Raw genomic sequence first — 17,391 nt, 5'->3', positions numbered from 1 at the left:
AAATTAATTGTAAGGAATGGATGGAAACTGCAGCTGAATGGCACTTTGATTGTATAAATTAACCGCTTCGGCATTTTGCTTTTTGATGTCAATAGCCTGATTCAAAAAACTGATGTACGACCAATAGCTCATATCACCATTGGCATAGCTTTTTTGAGCCGTATTGATAATTTGGTCCGCATATTCCAACCCTTCGTTTTGATAATACTGTAATGCTTTTTGCTGTTTGTCAAATTCATTCTGCAGTTCTTCTTTTTTCAGTTTTATGGCTAATTTATTCTTGTCAAGCAGTAGTTGTGATTGCGAAACACTGATTTCGGATGCTTTGGCTTTAGCCGAATTTACGCCTCCAAAAAGCGGAATCTGCAAACCTGCCGTAAATCCCTGAAATAAGGATTTAGTGTCAATCGTTTGGGCAAAATAACCCAATCCTAATTTAGGCGTTCGCTGTGCTTTAAAAACACTGGTTTCTTTTTGATTAACTAAAATTTGTTGTGTATAATAATCGTTTACCAAACCTTCTGCTTTAGATGAACTTACATCAAGCGTATTTTTATATTGTAAAGTAGCGGTTGTTTCAGGAATGACGATAGCATCGCTTTGCACAAAATATTGCAGCTGCTTTTGATAAATAGCTAAATCGTATTCAATCTGAGCTTTGATCGTTTCAATTTCCTTTACTTTGGCTTTGGCACTTATGACTTCAATATTGCCGCTTTCTCCGGTTTTGAAACGTAATTCGGCATTTTTGAGGAACTTGGTATAAATCGAATTCAGCTCGTTATTCAACTTTTGTAGTTCTACACCGTACAAATATTGATAATAAGCTAAAGTTACCGCTTTTTCAATTTCATATTCAGAGATCGCTTTGCGCTTTTCGGCCAATGCTGCCAGTTCTTCCTGTAATTGTCGGTTGGCTTTCGTTATTTTACCAATTGGGAAATATTGCTGTACCGACACATTATGATCGTAATCAGCACTGTTGAACTGCCCTCCCTGATATTGAATCTGCAAAGGATCCGGCTGAAAAGCAGTTTTTTTCAGGGCGTTTTGTTTTTCGATTTCTTTATCGGCTATTTTCAGTGTCGCATTATTTTTTTTTGCTAATTCAAGAGCCTGTTCCAAAGTTACCGTTTGGGTATTTTGGGCAAAAGAAAAGGTGCTTATCAGCAAAAAGATTGTTGTAATTATTGAAGTATTCATTGTGTTTTTTCTTTTAATTCCACGTTCGAATAATAAATAAAGTATTGGCAATACAATGAGCGTAAGCAATGTTGCTGAAAATAATCCGCCGATAACCACAGTTGCCAGAGGTTTTTGTACTTCTGCACCACCACTCGTTGATAACGCCATTGGCATAAATCCTAAAGATGCTACGGCAGCTGTCATTAAAACGGGACGTAATCTTGTTTTGGTTCCAATTAAAACGCGTTGAAGCGGGTCAGTAATGCCTTCAGTTTTGAGCTGATTGAAATAGGAAATAAGCACAATTCCGTTTAAAACGGCAATACCAAACAAAGCAATAAAACCAATTCCCGCAGAAATACTAAACGGCATTCCGCGTAACCAAAGTGCAAAGACACCTCCAATCGCAGAAAGTGGAATGGCAGTAAATATCAATAAAGATTGTTTGATACTGTTAAAGGTGAAATAAAGCAGAACCATAATCAAACCCAAAGCGATAGGAAGTGCGACTGAAAGTCTTTTATTGGCTTCAATCAGGTTTTCAAATTGTCCGCCATAGGTAACGTAGTAACCCGCTGGAAGCTTGAAGTTGGTTTTCAGTTTCTCCTGAATTTCTTCTACCACGCTTTTGATATCGCGTCCCCGGACATTTAAACCTACAGTAATTCTTCGTTTTCCATCTTCACGGGCGACCTGAACGGGACCTTGCTCGTAAGTGATGGTTGCTACCTGCGAAAGCGGAATCTGCTGTCCATTTGGCAACGGAATAAACAAATTGCTCACATCTGAAATATCTGCCCGATTGTCTTTATTCAGTCGTACCACTATATCAAAACGCCTGCTTTGCTCATAAATTTTTCCTGCACTTTCTCCCGCAAACGAAGAGCGGATAATTTGATTGATGTCACTAATATTCAATCCGTACAGAGCAATTTTGTGATAGTCATATTTGACTGTGATTTGAGGTAATCCCGTAACTTTATCGGCTTTCAGATCACCAATCCCTTCAATGGAACTGATTTTTCCAATAAGTTCTTTGGCTTTGTTGTCTAAAACTTCCAGATCATCACCAAAAATCTTGATGGCAATATCGCTTCGACTTCCTGTCATCAATTCGTTAAAACGCATTTGGATAGGCTGGGAAATTTCGATATTGGCTCCGGGAATCGCTTCCATTTCCTCTTTCATCAAATTGGCCAATTCTTCCCAATTATCGGCTGAAACCCATTCACTTTTATCTTTCAGTACTATAATTAAATCGCCACTTTCTATAGGCATTGGGTCGGTCGGAATTTCGCCGCTGCCGATTTTTGCCACAATAGTTTTGATTTCAGGAAATTTAGCTTTTAAAATCTTTTCGTATTTCGTAGTCGTTTCTACCATTTGGCTCAAAGAACTTCCTGTCATAATTGTAGTATTGATGGCTAAATCACCTTCTTCAATGGTTGGGATAAATTCGCCTCCCATATTTTGGAAAGTAATAAAGGCGAAGGCAAATAAACCAACAGAAACCAAAAGAACCGCTTTTTTAAAATGTAAAGCTTTATTCAGCAGCGGAGTGTATTTACTCTCAAACCACGCCATCATTCGGTCACTGAAATTGGTTTTATGGTCCGTCTTTTTTGATAAGAATAAAGAAGTCATCATGGGCACATAAGTTAATGAGAGTATGAAAGCTCCAATAACTGCAAATCCAACGGTCATTGCCATAGGTTTGAACATTTTTCCTTCTGTTCCTATTAACGCTAATATGGGCAGATACACAATCAGGATAATGATTTCGCCAAAGGCAGCACTGTTTCTAATTTTAGAGGCTGACAAATAAACTTCGTTGTCCATTTCTTCCTGAGTGAGTTCCTTTTTCCTTTTGATGTTTGCCAGATGATGCATCGTGGCTTCTACAATAATTACAGCACCATCGACTATAATTCCGAAATCAATTGCTCCCAAACTCATTAGGTTTCCGCTTACGCCAAAGTAATTCATCAGTATGACTGCAAAAAGCATCGATAGGGGAATCACCGAAGCAACGATTAAACCGGCACGCAGGTTGCCGAGGAATACTATCAGAACGAATATTACAATTAATGCTCCTTCAACGAGGTTTTTGGTTACCGTTCCAATGGCATTATTGACGAGTTTTCCTCTGTCAATAAAAGGTTCTGCGACAACTCCTTCGGGTAAGGATTTGTTGATTTGCTCCATTCTTTCTTTGACTCTTTCTACAACTGCGCTTGAGTTTTCGCCTTTTAGCATTAAGACTAAACCACAAACAATTTCGCCTTTGCCGTCTTTGGTTGAGGCTCCGTAACGCAATGCAACTCCTTCACGAACCGTAGCAACATCTCGAACCAAAACAGGAGCACCGTTTCGGTTTTTGATTACCACATTTTGCAGATCAGTAATTCCTGAAGCCATTCCGACTCCGCGGATGAAGTAAGCATATTCGTCTTTTTCGATATAAGCCCCGCCGGTGTTTTGATTGTTTTTTTCTAAAGCTTCAAAAATCTCTGTAATCGTAACTCCCTGACTGTTTAATGTATTAGGATCAACTGCGATTTCGTATTGTTTTAGTTTTCCTCCCCAGCTGCTTACTTCGGCAACACCTTCGACACCCTGCAATTGCGGAATAATAATCCAGTCCTGAATGGTTCTCAGTTTTACGGCGTCGTATTTGTTTTCATAGCCTTTTTTGGCATAGACATCATACTGGAAAATTTCACCCAGACCAGTCGTGATTGGGGCTAATTCAGGAGTACCTGCGTATTTTGGAATATTTTCCTCAGCTGCTTTTATTCTTTGAAAGATTTGCTCTCTTGCCCAGTAAATATCGGCCTCGTCTTTAAATACAACCGTTACCACAGAAAGTCCAAAGCGTGAAATACTTCGCAGTTCAATTACTTTGGGAATGGTTTTTACAGCCTGTTCTAAAGGATAGGTAATCAACTGCTCTACTTCCTGACTGGCAAGAGTGGGAGCGGTGGTAATAATTTGTACCTGGTTGTTGGTTACATCAGGTAAAGCATCAAGCGGTAATTGCTTAATGGAATAACTGCCCCAGGCCAAAAGCACAAGGGTAAAAAGCAGTATAACGAATTTATTCTTTATACTGAATTGTATAATCTTGTCTAACATTTGAAAATGTATAATGCATTAGAAATAAGCAAACAGAATATTTGCCATTGTTCGTGCCAAAGCACAGCTTTCTAACCCGGAATCGGAATTACCCGGGTATCATTATACTAATTGAGGCGGCTGCCAGATACTTCCGTAGAAATTGGAAGTGAAAATAGATTGGTAAGTTGGCAATTGTGTTTCTATATCTTTAAAAGGTATTGGAAAATCTATTGCTATAGGTCGTGAATAACTTGCCATTTGTGAACCACAGCAGCTGCAGATACAAAACGGTGAACACAAATCATTTTCTTTTTCGTGTGAATGATTGTCTTGTTTTGAAACCAATTCTGATTTAGTGTGCGCGAAACTATTTATCCCCATGTCTGCACAAGGCATACACGAAAGTATTAGAATAACAATTGATAATATAGTATTTGTAAGTTTCACGGTTGTAAAAATAGGATTTTTATTTTGATCCTTACTAAATTATTTGGAGTGAATATTAATAATAAATAAAAAAAACAAACCCCTTACGAAAGATGTAAAGAGTTTGTGTATTAAATTAAAAATAATCTAAAAATTATTTTTCCAGTAAAACTGTTTTTCCGGTAATTTGAAATCGGCCTTTTTGTGTGTCGTCAGAACCATCAGGTTGTTTTCCGCCTACCGATATTGTAAACCACCCCGGTTCAACAATACGCTGGCCTTTTTTATCTATTAGGGACAACTGTCGGGGAGTTATTGTAAAACGAACCGTTTTTGATTCTCCTTTTTTCAGGCTGATGCGTTCGAAACCTTCCAGTTGCAATATCGGGCGTGGTGTAGAGGCTTTTTCATCTTTTAAATACAATTCGACAACTTCATCTCCATCACGTTCACCGATATTCGTTACATCAACAGATACTTCAAAATCTTTTTCAGAAGATGGGCTCGCTGGGAATTTCAGATTGCTGTATTTGAATTTGGTATAGCTTAAACCAAATCCAAAAGGATACAGCGTTTTTTTATCAAAATAACGATACGTACGGCCTTTCATATCGTAATTTTCAAAAGGAGGAAGCTGATCAACCGATTTATAATAAGTCACCGGAAGTCTTCCGGCCGGGTTGTAATCGCCAAAAAGCACATCTGCAATTGCGTTACCGCCCTGCTGTCCCGGATATCCTGCGGTTAAAATTGCAGGCACATTATCGTTGGCCCAATTGATTGAAAGTGCGCTTCCGTTTATTAAAACCAGAATTACAGGTTTTCCGGCTGCTATCATTGCTTTCATAAGCTCTTCCTGATTAGCCGGTAAGTTAAGACTTGTACGGTCTCCGCCCTCAAAACCCTCTGCCTCAACCTTCATTTCTTCGCCTTCCAGACGTTCGTTTAAGCCCAAAACCAATACGACAGCATCTGCCTGATTCGCAGTCTGAATTGCTTCCTGTAGTATGTTTTCTTCAGGTTCAGACCATAAAAGCTGTGCGATGGCATCACCATAGAAGTTTTGGTACTTAACCTCGATTTTATATTTTTTCCCGGCTTCTAATTGAATTTTCTGTGAACGGATGCGCGGGTGGTGGTTGTTTTTTCCACCGGTGTTTTTTCCACCTTCAATTTCCACTGTCATAAAAGGTTTAGACCATTCGGAAATATTGTAAATTCCCGTTTTTGGTGCTACAATATAACCAGTCCATCTCACACTGTAGTTGCCCATTTTCATGCGGGTATCTGGAGAGTTTATGTCCCAGTGAAAGTCTATATTATCATCTATACGGGTAAAAATTGGTTTTCCTTCCCATTCCTTATTGTCAAAGTATTCTGCTGTCAGCCCTTGTGTCCCATTTTCATTTTGAAAATAAACAGAAGGGATAACTTTCATTTCGGGAACTCCTTTCGCTAAATCGGTTCCCTTTGCATATAAAACCTTAGCCTGAGGTTCTAATTTGTTTTGAATTCCTTTTAACACGGTAACAGGATTGCTTGGAATACCGCTATAATTGCCCCATAATGACTGTACATCATTTGCATTTGGGCCTATTACGGCAACCGTTTTGATATCTTTAGAAAGAGGAAGTGTATTATTTTGGTTTTTTAAAAGAACGATACTTTTTTGAGAAGCGACACGAGCCAACCAGTCATGGGCTGAGTTGTTATTTACCGAATAAGGAATTTGAGCGTAAGGTACAATCTCCTCCGGATCAAACATGCCTAATTTAAACCGGGCTGTAAACAAACGTTTTAAGGTAATGTCAATATCAGCTTCGGTTAGTAACTTGCGATCAAGAGCTTCTTTTAATGATTTATAACAGCTTCCACACTCCAAATCCAAACCTTGTTTTACAGCTAAGGCAGAGGCTGTTGCAGCATCACTGCTAATTTTATGGTATTTCCAGATATCGGTTACTGCCCCGCAGTCTGATACAATATAACCCTTAAATCCCCAATCCTTTCGCAGTATATTGAATAAAAATGGACTGGCACTGGCTGATTCTCCTCTAAAACGGTTATAAGCGCCCATTACTGAATATACATGTCCTTCTTTTACTAAAGTTCGAAAAGCAGGAAGGTAAGTTTCATATAAATCGATATCACTTGTTTCTGCATTAAACTGGTGACGGGAAGGTTCCGGACCAGAATGAACTGCATAATGTTTAGCGGTTGCAATTACCTTAAAGTATTTATCATTAGTGCCCTGAAGGCCCGTAACATATTTAAGCCCTAACTGGCCGGTAAGATAAGGATCCTCGCCATAAGTCTCATGTCCACGTCCCCATCGTGGATCACGAAAAATATTGACATTTGGAGACCAGAAGGTCAGTCCCTGATACATGCCGTGCTGTCCTCTTCTTAAATATTCGTGATGTTTGGCACGTGCCTCATCCGAAATAGCATTGGCTACATCAAAAATTAATTGCCTGTCCCAGGAGGATGCAATCGAAATAGATTGTGGAAAAACGGTTGCATATCCGGCACGGGCAACCCCATGCAGCGATTCGTTCCACCAATTATATTCAGGTACACCAAGACGTTCAATCGCGGGAGAAGAATCCATTAACTGACTTATTTTTTCATCAATTGACATTCTCGACACAAGATCATTAACACGCTGATCAGTTGGTAAATTTGGATTTTTAAACGCAAAGTTTTCCTGTGCGAAAGTGTTTACTGCCAGAAAGCTTAGTACAAACACAAGATGGTATATTTTTCTCATGGAATTCTCTTGAAAGTATTTGGTTTATAGTTAGTAGGGTAATTATTTTATAAATTTCGGAAATTTTGAACAATCAATTACTTTTCTTTCGCAAAATTAGATGTTTATATTTTTTGGCTTGGGATAAATTACTATTTAAGGGACGTTATAAAGCTCATTGTTAAAATTTAAAAATTTGGTTTACTATATTGAGTAGGTACAAATTACTATTTAAACGGTGGTATTTGGCTACTGACAGGGTGAATCTTAGGTTGGGAAAAGAATTTTGATATTTTTGTGCATTACGTAATAAAAAGATAAATGCTGAAACGAAATATAATTATAGTTTTTTTCTGTTTGATTTGTGGTCTTTGTATGTCACAGCCATCGGGTATTCTTACTCATTTTTCGCATGATCTGAAGTTAAGTCAGTCGCGTATCCTTGATATACAGCAGGACAAAAAGGGATTTATCTGGCTTGGTACTTTCAATGGTTTAATACGTTATGACGGGAATACTTTTCAGAAATTTAAGGCAGAACAAAACAATACCATGAATTTATTATCGAACAGGGTTGCTAAATTTAAGTTTGATAAAAACGGGCGTATATGGATTCAGTCTGAAAAAAATGATGTTTACTATTTTGATACGCATCAATTAAATTTTCATTACCCCGTTGAAGGAAAATCTGTTACATCTTCTGATAATGTTTTTCAAAAATTTAAAGTTATGCCTTCCGGAAGAGTGTGGTTGTTTCCTGAAAAGAAAAACTATCTGACAGTTTTCGAAACGAATAAGAAAATTCAAAAAATTCCTTTAGACCCTTCCAAGCATTGTGGTAAAGTTCATGATGTTTTTGAAGATAGATTGGGAACAACCTGGATTTTGACAGATAACGGTATTTGCAGACTAAAAAAGCTGGGTACAGGACCTGAATATTTTTTTGTAAATATGAAAGGACAGTCCGGAAAGTCTTATTCGTTTATTTCTTTCATGGAAACCAAAGAGGACATATGGTTTGGAGGAGCCCGTGGAAAGCTTACACGCTTTACTAAAAAATCAAGTACTTTTTTTGATTTTGAGCTGGGGATTAACGAAGATATTATTAATGAAGAAAGTGTGGGCGAAAGCAAAGTATTGCTAATAACACGCAGCAATGGCTTTTATATTTATGATACAAAAACGGGCAAACTGGATGTTTACAATAGTAAAACATTGGCAGGTTTTCCGGATAAGAATGTTAATTATTTAGGATCAAGCCATTCCCGTCAGTTTTGGTTTGAGGGTGCAGGAGCAGGTGTGTATCAATTTGATTTGGTTACCCGAAAACTAAGACATATAAAAGTTGATTCAGCTGATCCGGCCTCTGCCGGTATCGAAAGAAAAAGTTTTCTGCTTAATTCACCGGACGGAAAGGTCTGGATCCAGTCACACAGTGAACCATTTGCTTATTGGGACGAAAAAAACAACAAATTATATTCGATTATCCAATCTATTAAAGAATCAAAGGAAACAGTGTCTGATGTGATGCATACGGCAATGTTCGACAAATTAGGAAACCTCTGGTTTTGTTCCTTCAAGCAGGGATTAGATCTGATCACTTTTAACAACAGTAATTTTTCAATATTAAATCTCGATTCATCGAATAACGGTCATAAACATAATGTTCGTAGTCTGATGACAGATAAAAGCGGTAATATTTGGGCCGCAAGCCGTACTGAAAAAATCACCTTGTTTGATGCGAAAAAAAATAAGATAGGTGTATTAGCATCTGACGGACAATTGTCTCAGGCAGGTCCGGGATGGGGAGCAGATATTTACAGCATGATGCAGGATACCAAAAATAGGGTGTGGATTGGAACCCGTGGAAATGGATTGTTTTGTTTAACTCCTACAGGACGCCCTTTTAACTACAAAGTGACTCATTATAAATATGATGAAAATAATATATACAGCATTAGTTCAAATGATATTTATAAAATTTTTCAGGCGTCATCAGGTCAGATTTATATAGCTACCTGGGGAGGAGGCATCAATCTCATTCGTCAGTCAAATGATGCATTCCGTTTTATTAATTACAGGAACGAACTAAAAAACTTTCCGATAAGAACAGCTGATAAAGTTCGTTCTATAGTTGAAAATAAAAAACATGAATTATTTTTTATTTCATCTCATAAATTATTCTCTTTTTCCGGAGAAAATAAATCGGCAGAAAAACTGCAGTTTAAAGAATATCGTCAGGTTTCAGGCAACGATATTTTAGATGTTCTAATAACCCATGACAATAAGGTAGCGCTTGCGACTAACGGCAATGGATTGATATTGAATGATTTGCATGAAAACAAGCAATTAAATATTAAGTCCGTTTGGAACGAGAGTATAGCTTTTCCTGTTGATGGAGTGGTGGCAATGCAAGAGGATAAAGTTGGGAATATTTGGTTAATGAGTGATAACCAGTTGGTTAGATTTGATTCCAAAAAAAATACTGCCGAAACGTTTCCTGAACTGAAATCACTTATTGGTACAGAAATATTTTCAGAAGCAACAAAATGCCGCCTTGCAAATGGTGAAATTGCAGTAGGGTATTCAAACGGAGTTATTTATTTCAGGCCTGAAGCTATTAAAGCCTTCAATTTCAAGCCTTACCTGGCAATATCCGGTTTTTTGGTTAATAATAAAGAACTACATGAAATAAATCCTGATACGCCTAAAAATCCTGATTTACTGGAAGAAGTTACGCTGCAACACGATCAGAATTTTTTCAGAGTACAAATTTCCGCCTTGGATTACATTAAAAGCGAGAGTATTGTGTATCGCTACAAGCTGGAAGGAGTTGATAAGCAATGGAATTATCTTAAAGGGGGGCAATCCATTAATTATACGAATTTGGGAAGGGGAGATTATACCCTTTTGATATCCTCTACAAATGGTCATAATCTATGGGCAGATAATCAGAGGCAGATTAAAATTACGATTCGGCCTTCTGTTTGGGGAACTAATTTGGCTTATTTCTGTTATCTGGTATTGGCTATTGGTTTATTTTTAGTCGTTAATCGTGCGGTTCTTACCATATTAAAACTGAGAAGTGATGTGAAATTGCAGAAACAAATGGGGGAATTAAAATTGAAATTCTTTACTGATATTTCCCATGAAATCCGTACTCCTCTTACCATGATCACGGCACCTTTGGAGGTAATGCTTACCGATGATGATATTAAAGATTCTGTAAAAGGCCAGCTTCGAATTATTGAAAAAAACAGCAATAAGTTATTGAATCTGGTAAATCAGATTTTAGATTTAAGAAGAATTCAGGACAGGAAACTTGCAGTTAGTGAGATAGATTTAGGAGCGTTTGCAACTAAAATAAGTGAAAATTTTAGTGAAATGAGTATTCAGCGTAACATACAACTGGAGGTAAATATTAGTGATTCAAAACCAGTTGTTTGGGCTGATCCGGATAGTCTTGATAAGATTTTGGTTAATCTGCTTTCAAATGCGTTTAAATATTGTAGAAAAGGAGATTTGGTTCAGGTATATGTGGAAGAATCTGAAAAAGAAGTTTTTCTAAAAGTGATGGATAACGGACCGGGGATTAGTCCTGTACTTCAAAAACGATTGTTTATACGTTTTTCAAACTACAATGAAAATCCCTATAACCCAAGCACAGGAATAGGGCTTTCTATTGTCAGGGATTTGGCAGATAAACACGGAGCAGGTGTTTTAGTAGACAGTACTCCCGGTAGAGGAAGCTGTTTTCAAATTAGTTTCTTAAAAGGATATAAACATTTTAATGAGGATGTGGATATTATATTTGAGGAATCCGAATCTGATGAGCATTTTGTTAATGATCACAAATTTGAAGAGGAGTCCATTTTGGAGACATTTGATGAAGAGGAAGAACAAAATCCTGTAGGTTTGATTGTAGAAGACGATCCTGAATTGAGAGCCTTTATTGTTTCTGTTTTAGAAAAAGAGTATACCATTTATGTAGCAGAAAATGGAGGAGAGGGACATTTAAAAGCTGCAGAATTATCTCCTGATTTTATCATCAGTGATATTATGATGCCACAAATGGATGGGATAGAAATGCTTAAATTGATTCGAAACAACCTTGCGACAAGTCACATTCCGGTGATTCTGCTTAGTGCAAAAACAGCAATTGAAAGTAAGTTGGACGGAATGGAATACGGTGCTGATGATTATATAACCAAACCCTTCAATGTAAGTCTTTTAAAAGCAAGGGTAAAAAATATTTTAGAACAGCGTCAACGCCTTCAGCAGATATATTCTACGGGTACAATTCCTGAAATTTCTGAAAAAGAGCCATTGCAAATTTCTACTAAGGATCATAAATTCATGTTACAGGTAATAAATCTGGTAAAGGAAAACATGTCTAAATCAGATTTTTCAGTTGATGAATTAGGTAAATTGATGTGCATGTCGCGCGCTAGTTTCTTTAATAAACTTAAAAGTATTACAGGAGTTTCGCCGGTAGTATTTATTCGCGATATGCGTTTGAATGAAGCAGCCGAACTTATTAAAAAAGAAGATTTGCTGATCAAGGAAATTTGTTTTGAAGTTGGTTTTAATGATCTGAAATATTTCGGAAAGTGTTTTAGGGCAAAATTTAATTATACACCGGCTGAGTATAGGAGACAGTTTCGTTGAAAATTCCAATATTTACTTGATTCAGACTAAGAGAGCTTCGACTCCGCTCAGCCAGACAGTGAGATAAACTTTTATAATTGACTCGAGTGTCATCCTGAGCGGAGTCGAAGGCTCGTTTAATACTATGTTTTCTGTATGCAGTTTTTATGAGTTGTTTCATTTAAACATTCTGAAAGTTTTTTCAAATCCTCCCATTTATCGCTTATTATTGCTTCCTTCTTTTTCCTGCTCCATCCTTTTATTTGTTTTTCAAACGAGATGGCATGATTCACTTCGTTGAATTCAGTACAAAAAACTAATTCTAATGATCTCTTAGCAAGAGTATAACATTCTTCATTTAGTCCTAAGATATGTTCGTTTAACCTTCTTTCGATATTATTTGTCATTCCGGTATAATAACTATTATCAGAACATTTTAAAATGTATACATAGTATTGTTTCATTTAAAAAGTTTTTAAAAATTAATCATTCAGTTAAAGCAGGAAAAATACTTAACAATAGGATGGTTTGATTCTGTTTTCGCTTGTTTTATCGAATAATACCTAAATGTGTGTCAATTGGAACGGGGGCTTTAGCTTCGCTCAGCCTGATATGAACACAGATTTTATAACTAATACAACTGTCATCCTGAGCGAAGTCGAAGGCTCGTTTAATACTATGTTTTCTGTATGCGGTTTTTCTGAGTTGTTTCATTTAAACATTCTGAAAGTTTTTTAATTGTGCCAACTTATTGGAAAAGGGCTTCGACTCAGCTCAGCCTGACAATAGATATAAAGATCCTATTTATACATCTTCTAAACTTGATTTTGAGTTAAATACAATGATAGTTCGTTTTTATTAGCGGTTATTTTTTCGCAAAATGTAAAAAATATCCTAATTAATTGACTAATCATTAATTATTACTACTCGAATTAGTGATTTCACCCTCCTCGAAAAGCAATATTTACACCATTTTCCAGCTCGCTATCTCTAGTTTTGCTGCATAAACCAAAAGTCTTTAACTAATTTTTAACTAACTATTAATAACCAAAACTTATGAAAACAAACCAGACTCTCATTCTATTATTAACTGGCGTATTGGTCTTAACAGACGAATATTTAGCAGATAAACAGTTTCAATTAAAATAATAGGATATGAAAAACATAAAAAAACTAATACTCGGAGTAGGCGTACTTCTTTTTATCATGACTTCCTGCTCTAGTGATGAAATGAAATACGAGCCCTCTGTTGTGAGAGACTATGCACTTCAGCTGAATGGCAATCCCTGGAATATAAATGTAGGTATATCGACAAGACCTATTTTTATTTATAAAGATAACGGTGATTATTTTGGCAACTACAGTTCGCTTTATCGTTTTGCCCTTGAAAAAGGAAGTTACAAGTTTATTGCATCTGATATTCCGGCAGAAATGGTTCCGTTACCGGTTAATCTGAATGATTTTGTTGTTCCTCAGTCAGTCAATGCTGATCAAAAAGTAAATTTATCGGCAGTGGTTCCTTATGCAACACCATTTGAGGAAAAGCTTACCATGAACATTCTTACTAGAACAGGGACATTACGTCTGAAGTCAAAAGACATCGTAGCCGATCCAGGTTATGCTGTCATAAAAACTACTGTTTCTGTAAAACGTAACGGATACAAAGTCTCCGATGAAACCTTTGTAAAAGGAGATATGACCGTTTCCAGATCTAAGAAAACGACCACAGGAGGAATTAACTACTTAGACGATTTTATTGTATTTCAGACTGATGAAGCAGCGAATAATGTTACGATTCGTATTGAGTTTATGACAGCCGATTTGGTTGTAGTAAAAACAAAAGAAATTGAAGGCTCTTTTCCAATTTTAGGAAACGGTGTTACTAATATCGATTTTAATCTTAATGATCCCGATACACCAATCATTAAAGATTATGTAGTGACCATTAATGGAGTTGTACAGACCAGATAAATAAAATTCAATGATGAACAGATTTGAAAACAAATCTAAATCAAAATAAAATATAGTAGTTATGATGATAAAAAAACATATCATGAGCACGTTAATCGTCTTGTTTTTTGCGATTGGCGGTTATGCTCAGGAAACTGTGACCGGGGTGGTGAGAGATAAAATGGGCTCTATTCCCGGCGCAACAATTATTGTAAAAAATGAAAAATCAAATACTTCCAGTGATTTTGACGGAAAATTTTCCATAAAAGTAACGAACCCTAAAACAGCAGTTTTGGTTGTTAAGTTTATTGGTATGGAAGATATAACGGTGCCTTTAAATGGGCGCACCTCCGGAATTGACATCGAGATGAAGGAATCGACCAGTGAACTGAATGAAGTAGTGGTAATTGGTTACGGTACTCAAAAACGTGCAAACCTGACCGGAGCCGTATCCAGTATCAAAGGAACAGTATTAGAAAAAGTTCCAACCAGTAACGTAGCAGAAGCGCTGGTAGGTAAATTGCCGGGTGTTCAGATTACTTCTGCAGACGGTTCTCCTGGTTCCGAGATAATGATACGAGTTCGTGGGGGAGGTTCTATTACTCAGGACAATGCACCTTTAATTTTGGTTGATGGGTTTGAGGTTGCTACCTTAAATGATATTCCGCCAACAGACATCGAATCGGTAGAGGTATTAAAAGATGCTGCATCTACTGCTATCTATGGTGCCCGTGGTGCTAACGGGGTTATTTTAGTTACTACAAAAAATCCTAAAGCAGGAAGGGTTTCAGTGAATATAAACAGTTACATGCAAATAAAAACCTTAGCGAACCGTCTGGATGTAATGGATCCGTATGAATATGTTATGATGCAATATGAGTATGAAAAAGGAAGATCCTCAAATCCGACTGCTTTTTACAATCGTTATGGGCAGGCAAATGAAATGTATATTTATAAAGGTGATCATGGAGTAGACTGGCAGGACGAAATTTTTGGTACTAACCCGATTACTAAATACCTTGATTTTAGTATGAATGGAGGTAATGAAAAAACCAAATTCAAGTTTTCGCTAACCAATCAGGATCAGCCCGGAGTATTAATAGGAACTGGTTTAAAGCAGACCAACATGAACCTAACGCTTAATACAAAACTGTCTGATAAATTTACTTTTGAATTCCAGTCCCGCTTTATAAACAAGAAAATTGAAGGAGCAGGTACAGAAGGGGTTAATTTGCTTACTGCACTGCGTCAGGCACCAACACTGGGTTTACAGGATTATATGACATTGCCTGATGATGATACTTATTTTGATCCGGAAGATTATGAACCTGTTCCGCGTTTCAATCCGATACAGGAAGCCGAAAGAAATTATCGGGAGCGTACTGCACGTACATTCAATACAGTGGGGGCATTAACCTGGAATTTAATGAAAGGATTGAGTTTTCGCAGCTCATTCGGTTTTGAATACCAGTATGAAGAAGATGGCCGTTTTTGGGGCTTAAAGACCGGTACGGCAAATGCTAATGGAGGTCTGCCGGTAGTGGGCTGGCAAATGACTCAAAGTCCTCGTACACAATTGAACAATGTATTAAATTATAGCTTCAAAATCAATAATGTTCATGATTTTCAAACTATGGTGGGGCAGGAAATGAAGGATCAGAGGAGTGCCAGTAAAACTTATTACACGGGTTATTTTCCTGAAAGTATAACAGCAGAGAAAGCATTGGATAATCTTGCCCTAGGAAAAGGTTATAATAACTCATCAAAAGAAGGTTCGCCTAATAAAATTTCATCATTCTTCGGTCGTGTAAATTACGGTTATGACGACAGATACCTTGCAACATTTACAATTCGTGCAGACGGTTCCACAAAGTTCGGTCCTGCAAATCGCTGGGGAGTATTTCCAGCCGGAGCATTTGCATGGAGAATATCAAATGAAAAATTCTTAAAAGAGAGTACAACCGTTTCAAATTTAAAATTACGTTTAAGTTACGGAGTTTCGGGTAATGATAGAATTGATGGCGATTTGTACGCCAAATATTATGGTGTTTCACAAGACAGATCAGTAGGCTGGGGAGAGGAGAGTCATTACTACTATAACTTTTATAATCCGAGCGGTAAGAGTGTAACGTATTTAAACAATCCTAACGTGAAATGGGAGACAACTTATACTGCCAATATAGGTGTTGATTTCGGCTTTTTTAAAGAACGTCTAACCGGTAATATCGAATTTTACCAAAACACGGTAAAAGATTTGTTAGTGCCTTCTGATATTCCCGGATCATCAGGTTTTAGTAAAATTATGACCAATGTGGGACAGACATCCAACAAAGGGGTTGAATTTGCAATTAATGCCAATCTGATTCAGAAAAAAGATTTTCACCTGGATGTAAATTTCAATATTGGATATAATAAAAATAAAATTGACGCACTTTCAACCGGAGAGAATGAATGGATTCTTAGTTCAGGATGGGCAGGAACACAATTGTTAAATGATGACGATTATCGTGCTTATGTAGGCGGTACAAAAGGGTTGATTTATGGTTTTGTTAATGATGGTTTTTACACCATGGATGATTTCGACTCATTTGACCCATTAACAAAAACATGGAAACTGAAAGAAGGTGTGGCAAACTCCAAAAACCTGTCAGGTGATCCGCGTCCGGGAAATGCTAAATTTAAAAAACTGACGCCTGTTGATGCATCAGATTCAAATACGTATGTAATTGGTGCGAATGACAGAAAAGTGATTGGAGATACAAACCCAAAATATTCAGGAGGTTTTGGACTGAATGCAGTATGGAAAAATTTTGATTTCTCTACTTTTTTCAACTTTGTATATGGGTTTGATGTTTTCAACGCCAACAAAGTTATGATGACTTCCTGGTATCAAAACAACCAAAACAACTTAGGAATGGAAGTGTCGATGAATAACCGTTGGCGTAACTTTGATGATATGGGGAACGATCTTCGTTACTCTCCGGCACTCTTGGCAGATTTCAATAAAAATGCCACTATGTGGAACCCAACATCAATCGGTCGTCCTATTGCTTCGTCTTATGCCGTTGAAGATGGTTCTTTTTTACGATTGAATACACTTTCTATAGGATATACAATTCCAATAGACGTATCCAAAAAATTAATATTTAACAGAGTTCGTTTGTATGTAACCGGTACTAATTTATATGTCTGGACGAATTACTCAGGCTATGATCCGGAAGTTAATCTGTCAACAGGACTGACACCTAACATTGATTACAATGCCTATCCAAGGACAAGAAACTACACTTTAGGAGCTCAGTTATCATTTTAATTAA

General features: G+C 37.0%; 7 protein-coding genes. 3 read left to right on the top strand and 4 right to left on the bottom strand.

What is annotated here, in order from left to right; translation table 11 throughout:
• Positions 1 to 3: 3 nt before the first annotated feature.
• The 3 genes from FLACHUCJ7_RS04255 to FLACHUCJ7_RS04245 all read right to left on the bottom strand — a co-directional run bounded on the left by FLACHUCJ7_RS04255 (position 4) and on the right by FLACHUCJ7_RS04245 (position 7,498).
• Positions 4 to 4,320 carry a CusA/CzcA family heavy metal efflux RND transporter gene (locus FLACHUCJ7_RS04255; RefSeq protein WP_180908021.1) on the bottom strand — a complete coding sequence of 1,439 codons (4,317 nt, stop codon included), beginning with the start codon at positions 4,318 to 4,320 and terminating at the stop codon, positions 4 to 6.
• A gap of 102 nt (positions 4,321 to 4,422) precedes the next feature.
• Positions 4,423 to 4,749 carry a DUF6660 family protein gene (locus FLACHUCJ7_RS04250; RefSeq protein WP_317170869.1) on the bottom strand — a complete coding sequence of 109 codons (327 nt, stop codon included), beginning with the start codon at positions 4,747 to 4,749 and terminating at the stop codon, positions 4,423 to 4,425.
• A 133-nt stretch (positions 4,750 to 4,882) separates the two neighbouring features.
• Positions 4,883 to 7,498 (bottom strand): glycoside hydrolase family 3 C-terminal domain-containing protein, encoded by a 2,616-nt coding sequence (locus FLACHUCJ7_RS04245; protein WP_180908020.1) that lies wholly within the window; start codon positions 7,496 to 7,498, stop codon positions 4,883 to 4,885.
• 354 nt (positions 7,499 to 7,852) lie between these two features.
• Between FLACHUCJ7_RS04245 and FLACHUCJ7_RS04240 the strand changes: the two genes are divergently transcribed.
• Entirely contained in the window at positions 7,853 to 12,145 is a 4,293-nt protein-coding gene (locus FLACHUCJ7_RS04240; RefSeq protein ID WP_180908019.1) for a hybrid sensor histidine kinase/response regulator transcription factor, read from the top strand.
• Between the two features lie 122 nt (positions 12,146 to 12,267).
• Here FLACHUCJ7_RS04240 and FLACHUCJ7_RS04235 read toward each other — a convergent pair whose 3' ends face one another.
• The gene (locus FLACHUCJ7_RS04235; RefSeq protein WP_180908018.1) at positions 12,268 to 12,588 is read right to left on the bottom strand and encodes a GIY-YIG nuclease family protein; all 321 of its coding nucleotides are present in this window, start codon (positions 12,586 to 12,588) and stop codon (positions 12,268 to 12,270) included.
• 691 nt (positions 12,589 to 13,279) lie between these two features.
• Between FLACHUCJ7_RS04235 and FLACHUCJ7_RS04230 the strand changes: the two genes are divergently transcribed.
• Together FLACHUCJ7_RS04230 and FLACHUCJ7_RS04225 are read left to right on the top strand one after the other, a co-directional pair.
• Positions 13,280 to 14,095 (top strand): hypothetical protein, encoded by an 816-nt coding sequence (locus tag FLACHUCJ7_RS04230; protein WP_180908017.1) that lies wholly within the window; start codon positions 13,280 to 13,282, stop codon positions 14,093 to 14,095.
• Between the two features lie 82 nt (positions 14,096 to 14,177).
• On the top strand, positions 14,178 to 17,387 hold the full coding sequence (locus FLACHUCJ7_RS04225) for a SusC/RagA family TonB-linked outer membrane protein (RefSeq protein WP_230408785.1): 3,210 nt from the start codon (positions 14,178 to 14,180) through the stop codon (positions 17,385 to 17,387).
• The last annotated feature ends 4 nt before the right edge of the window (positions 17,388 to 17,391 follow it).

The sequence above is a fragment of the Flavobacterium salmonis genome, from assembly GCF_903819435.1.
In the GTDB taxonomy this organism is placed as follows: Bacteria; Bacteroidota; Bacteroidia; order Flavobacteriales; family Flavobacteriaceae; genus Flavobacterium; species Flavobacterium chungangense.
The sequence above is the reverse complement of the archived record's forward strand: the minus strand, read 5'-3'. Positions and strand labels throughout refer to the sequence as shown.

What these genes read in the sequence shown, in the direction of transcription:
- FLACHUCJ7_RS04255 (WP_180908021.1), bottom strand. Translation starts at nt 4,320, where the DNA reads ATGTTAGACAAGATTATACAATTCAGTATAAAGAATAAATTCGTTATA.
- FLACHUCJ7_RS04245 (WP_180908020.1), bottom strand. Translation starts at nt 7,498, where the DNA reads ATGAGAAAAATATACCATCTTGTGTTTGTACTAAGCTTTCTGGCAGTA.
- FLACHUCJ7_RS04240 (WP_180908019.1), top strand. Translation starts at nt 7,853, where the DNA reads ATGTCACAGCCATCGGGTATTCTTACTCATTTTTCGCATGATCTGAAG.
- FLACHUCJ7_RS04235 (WP_180908018.1), bottom strand. Translation starts at nt 12,588, where the DNA reads ATGAAACAATACTATGTATACATTTTAAAATGTTCTGATAATAGTTAT.
- FLACHUCJ7_RS04230 (WP_180908017.1), top strand. Translation starts at nt 13,280, where the DNA reads ATGAAAAACATAAAAAAACTAATACTCGGAGTAGGCGTACTTCTTTTT.
- FLACHUCJ7_RS04225 (WP_230408785.1), top strand. Translation starts at nt 14,178, where the DNA reads ATGAGCACGTTAATCGTCTTGTTTTTTGCGATTGGCGGTTATGCTCAG.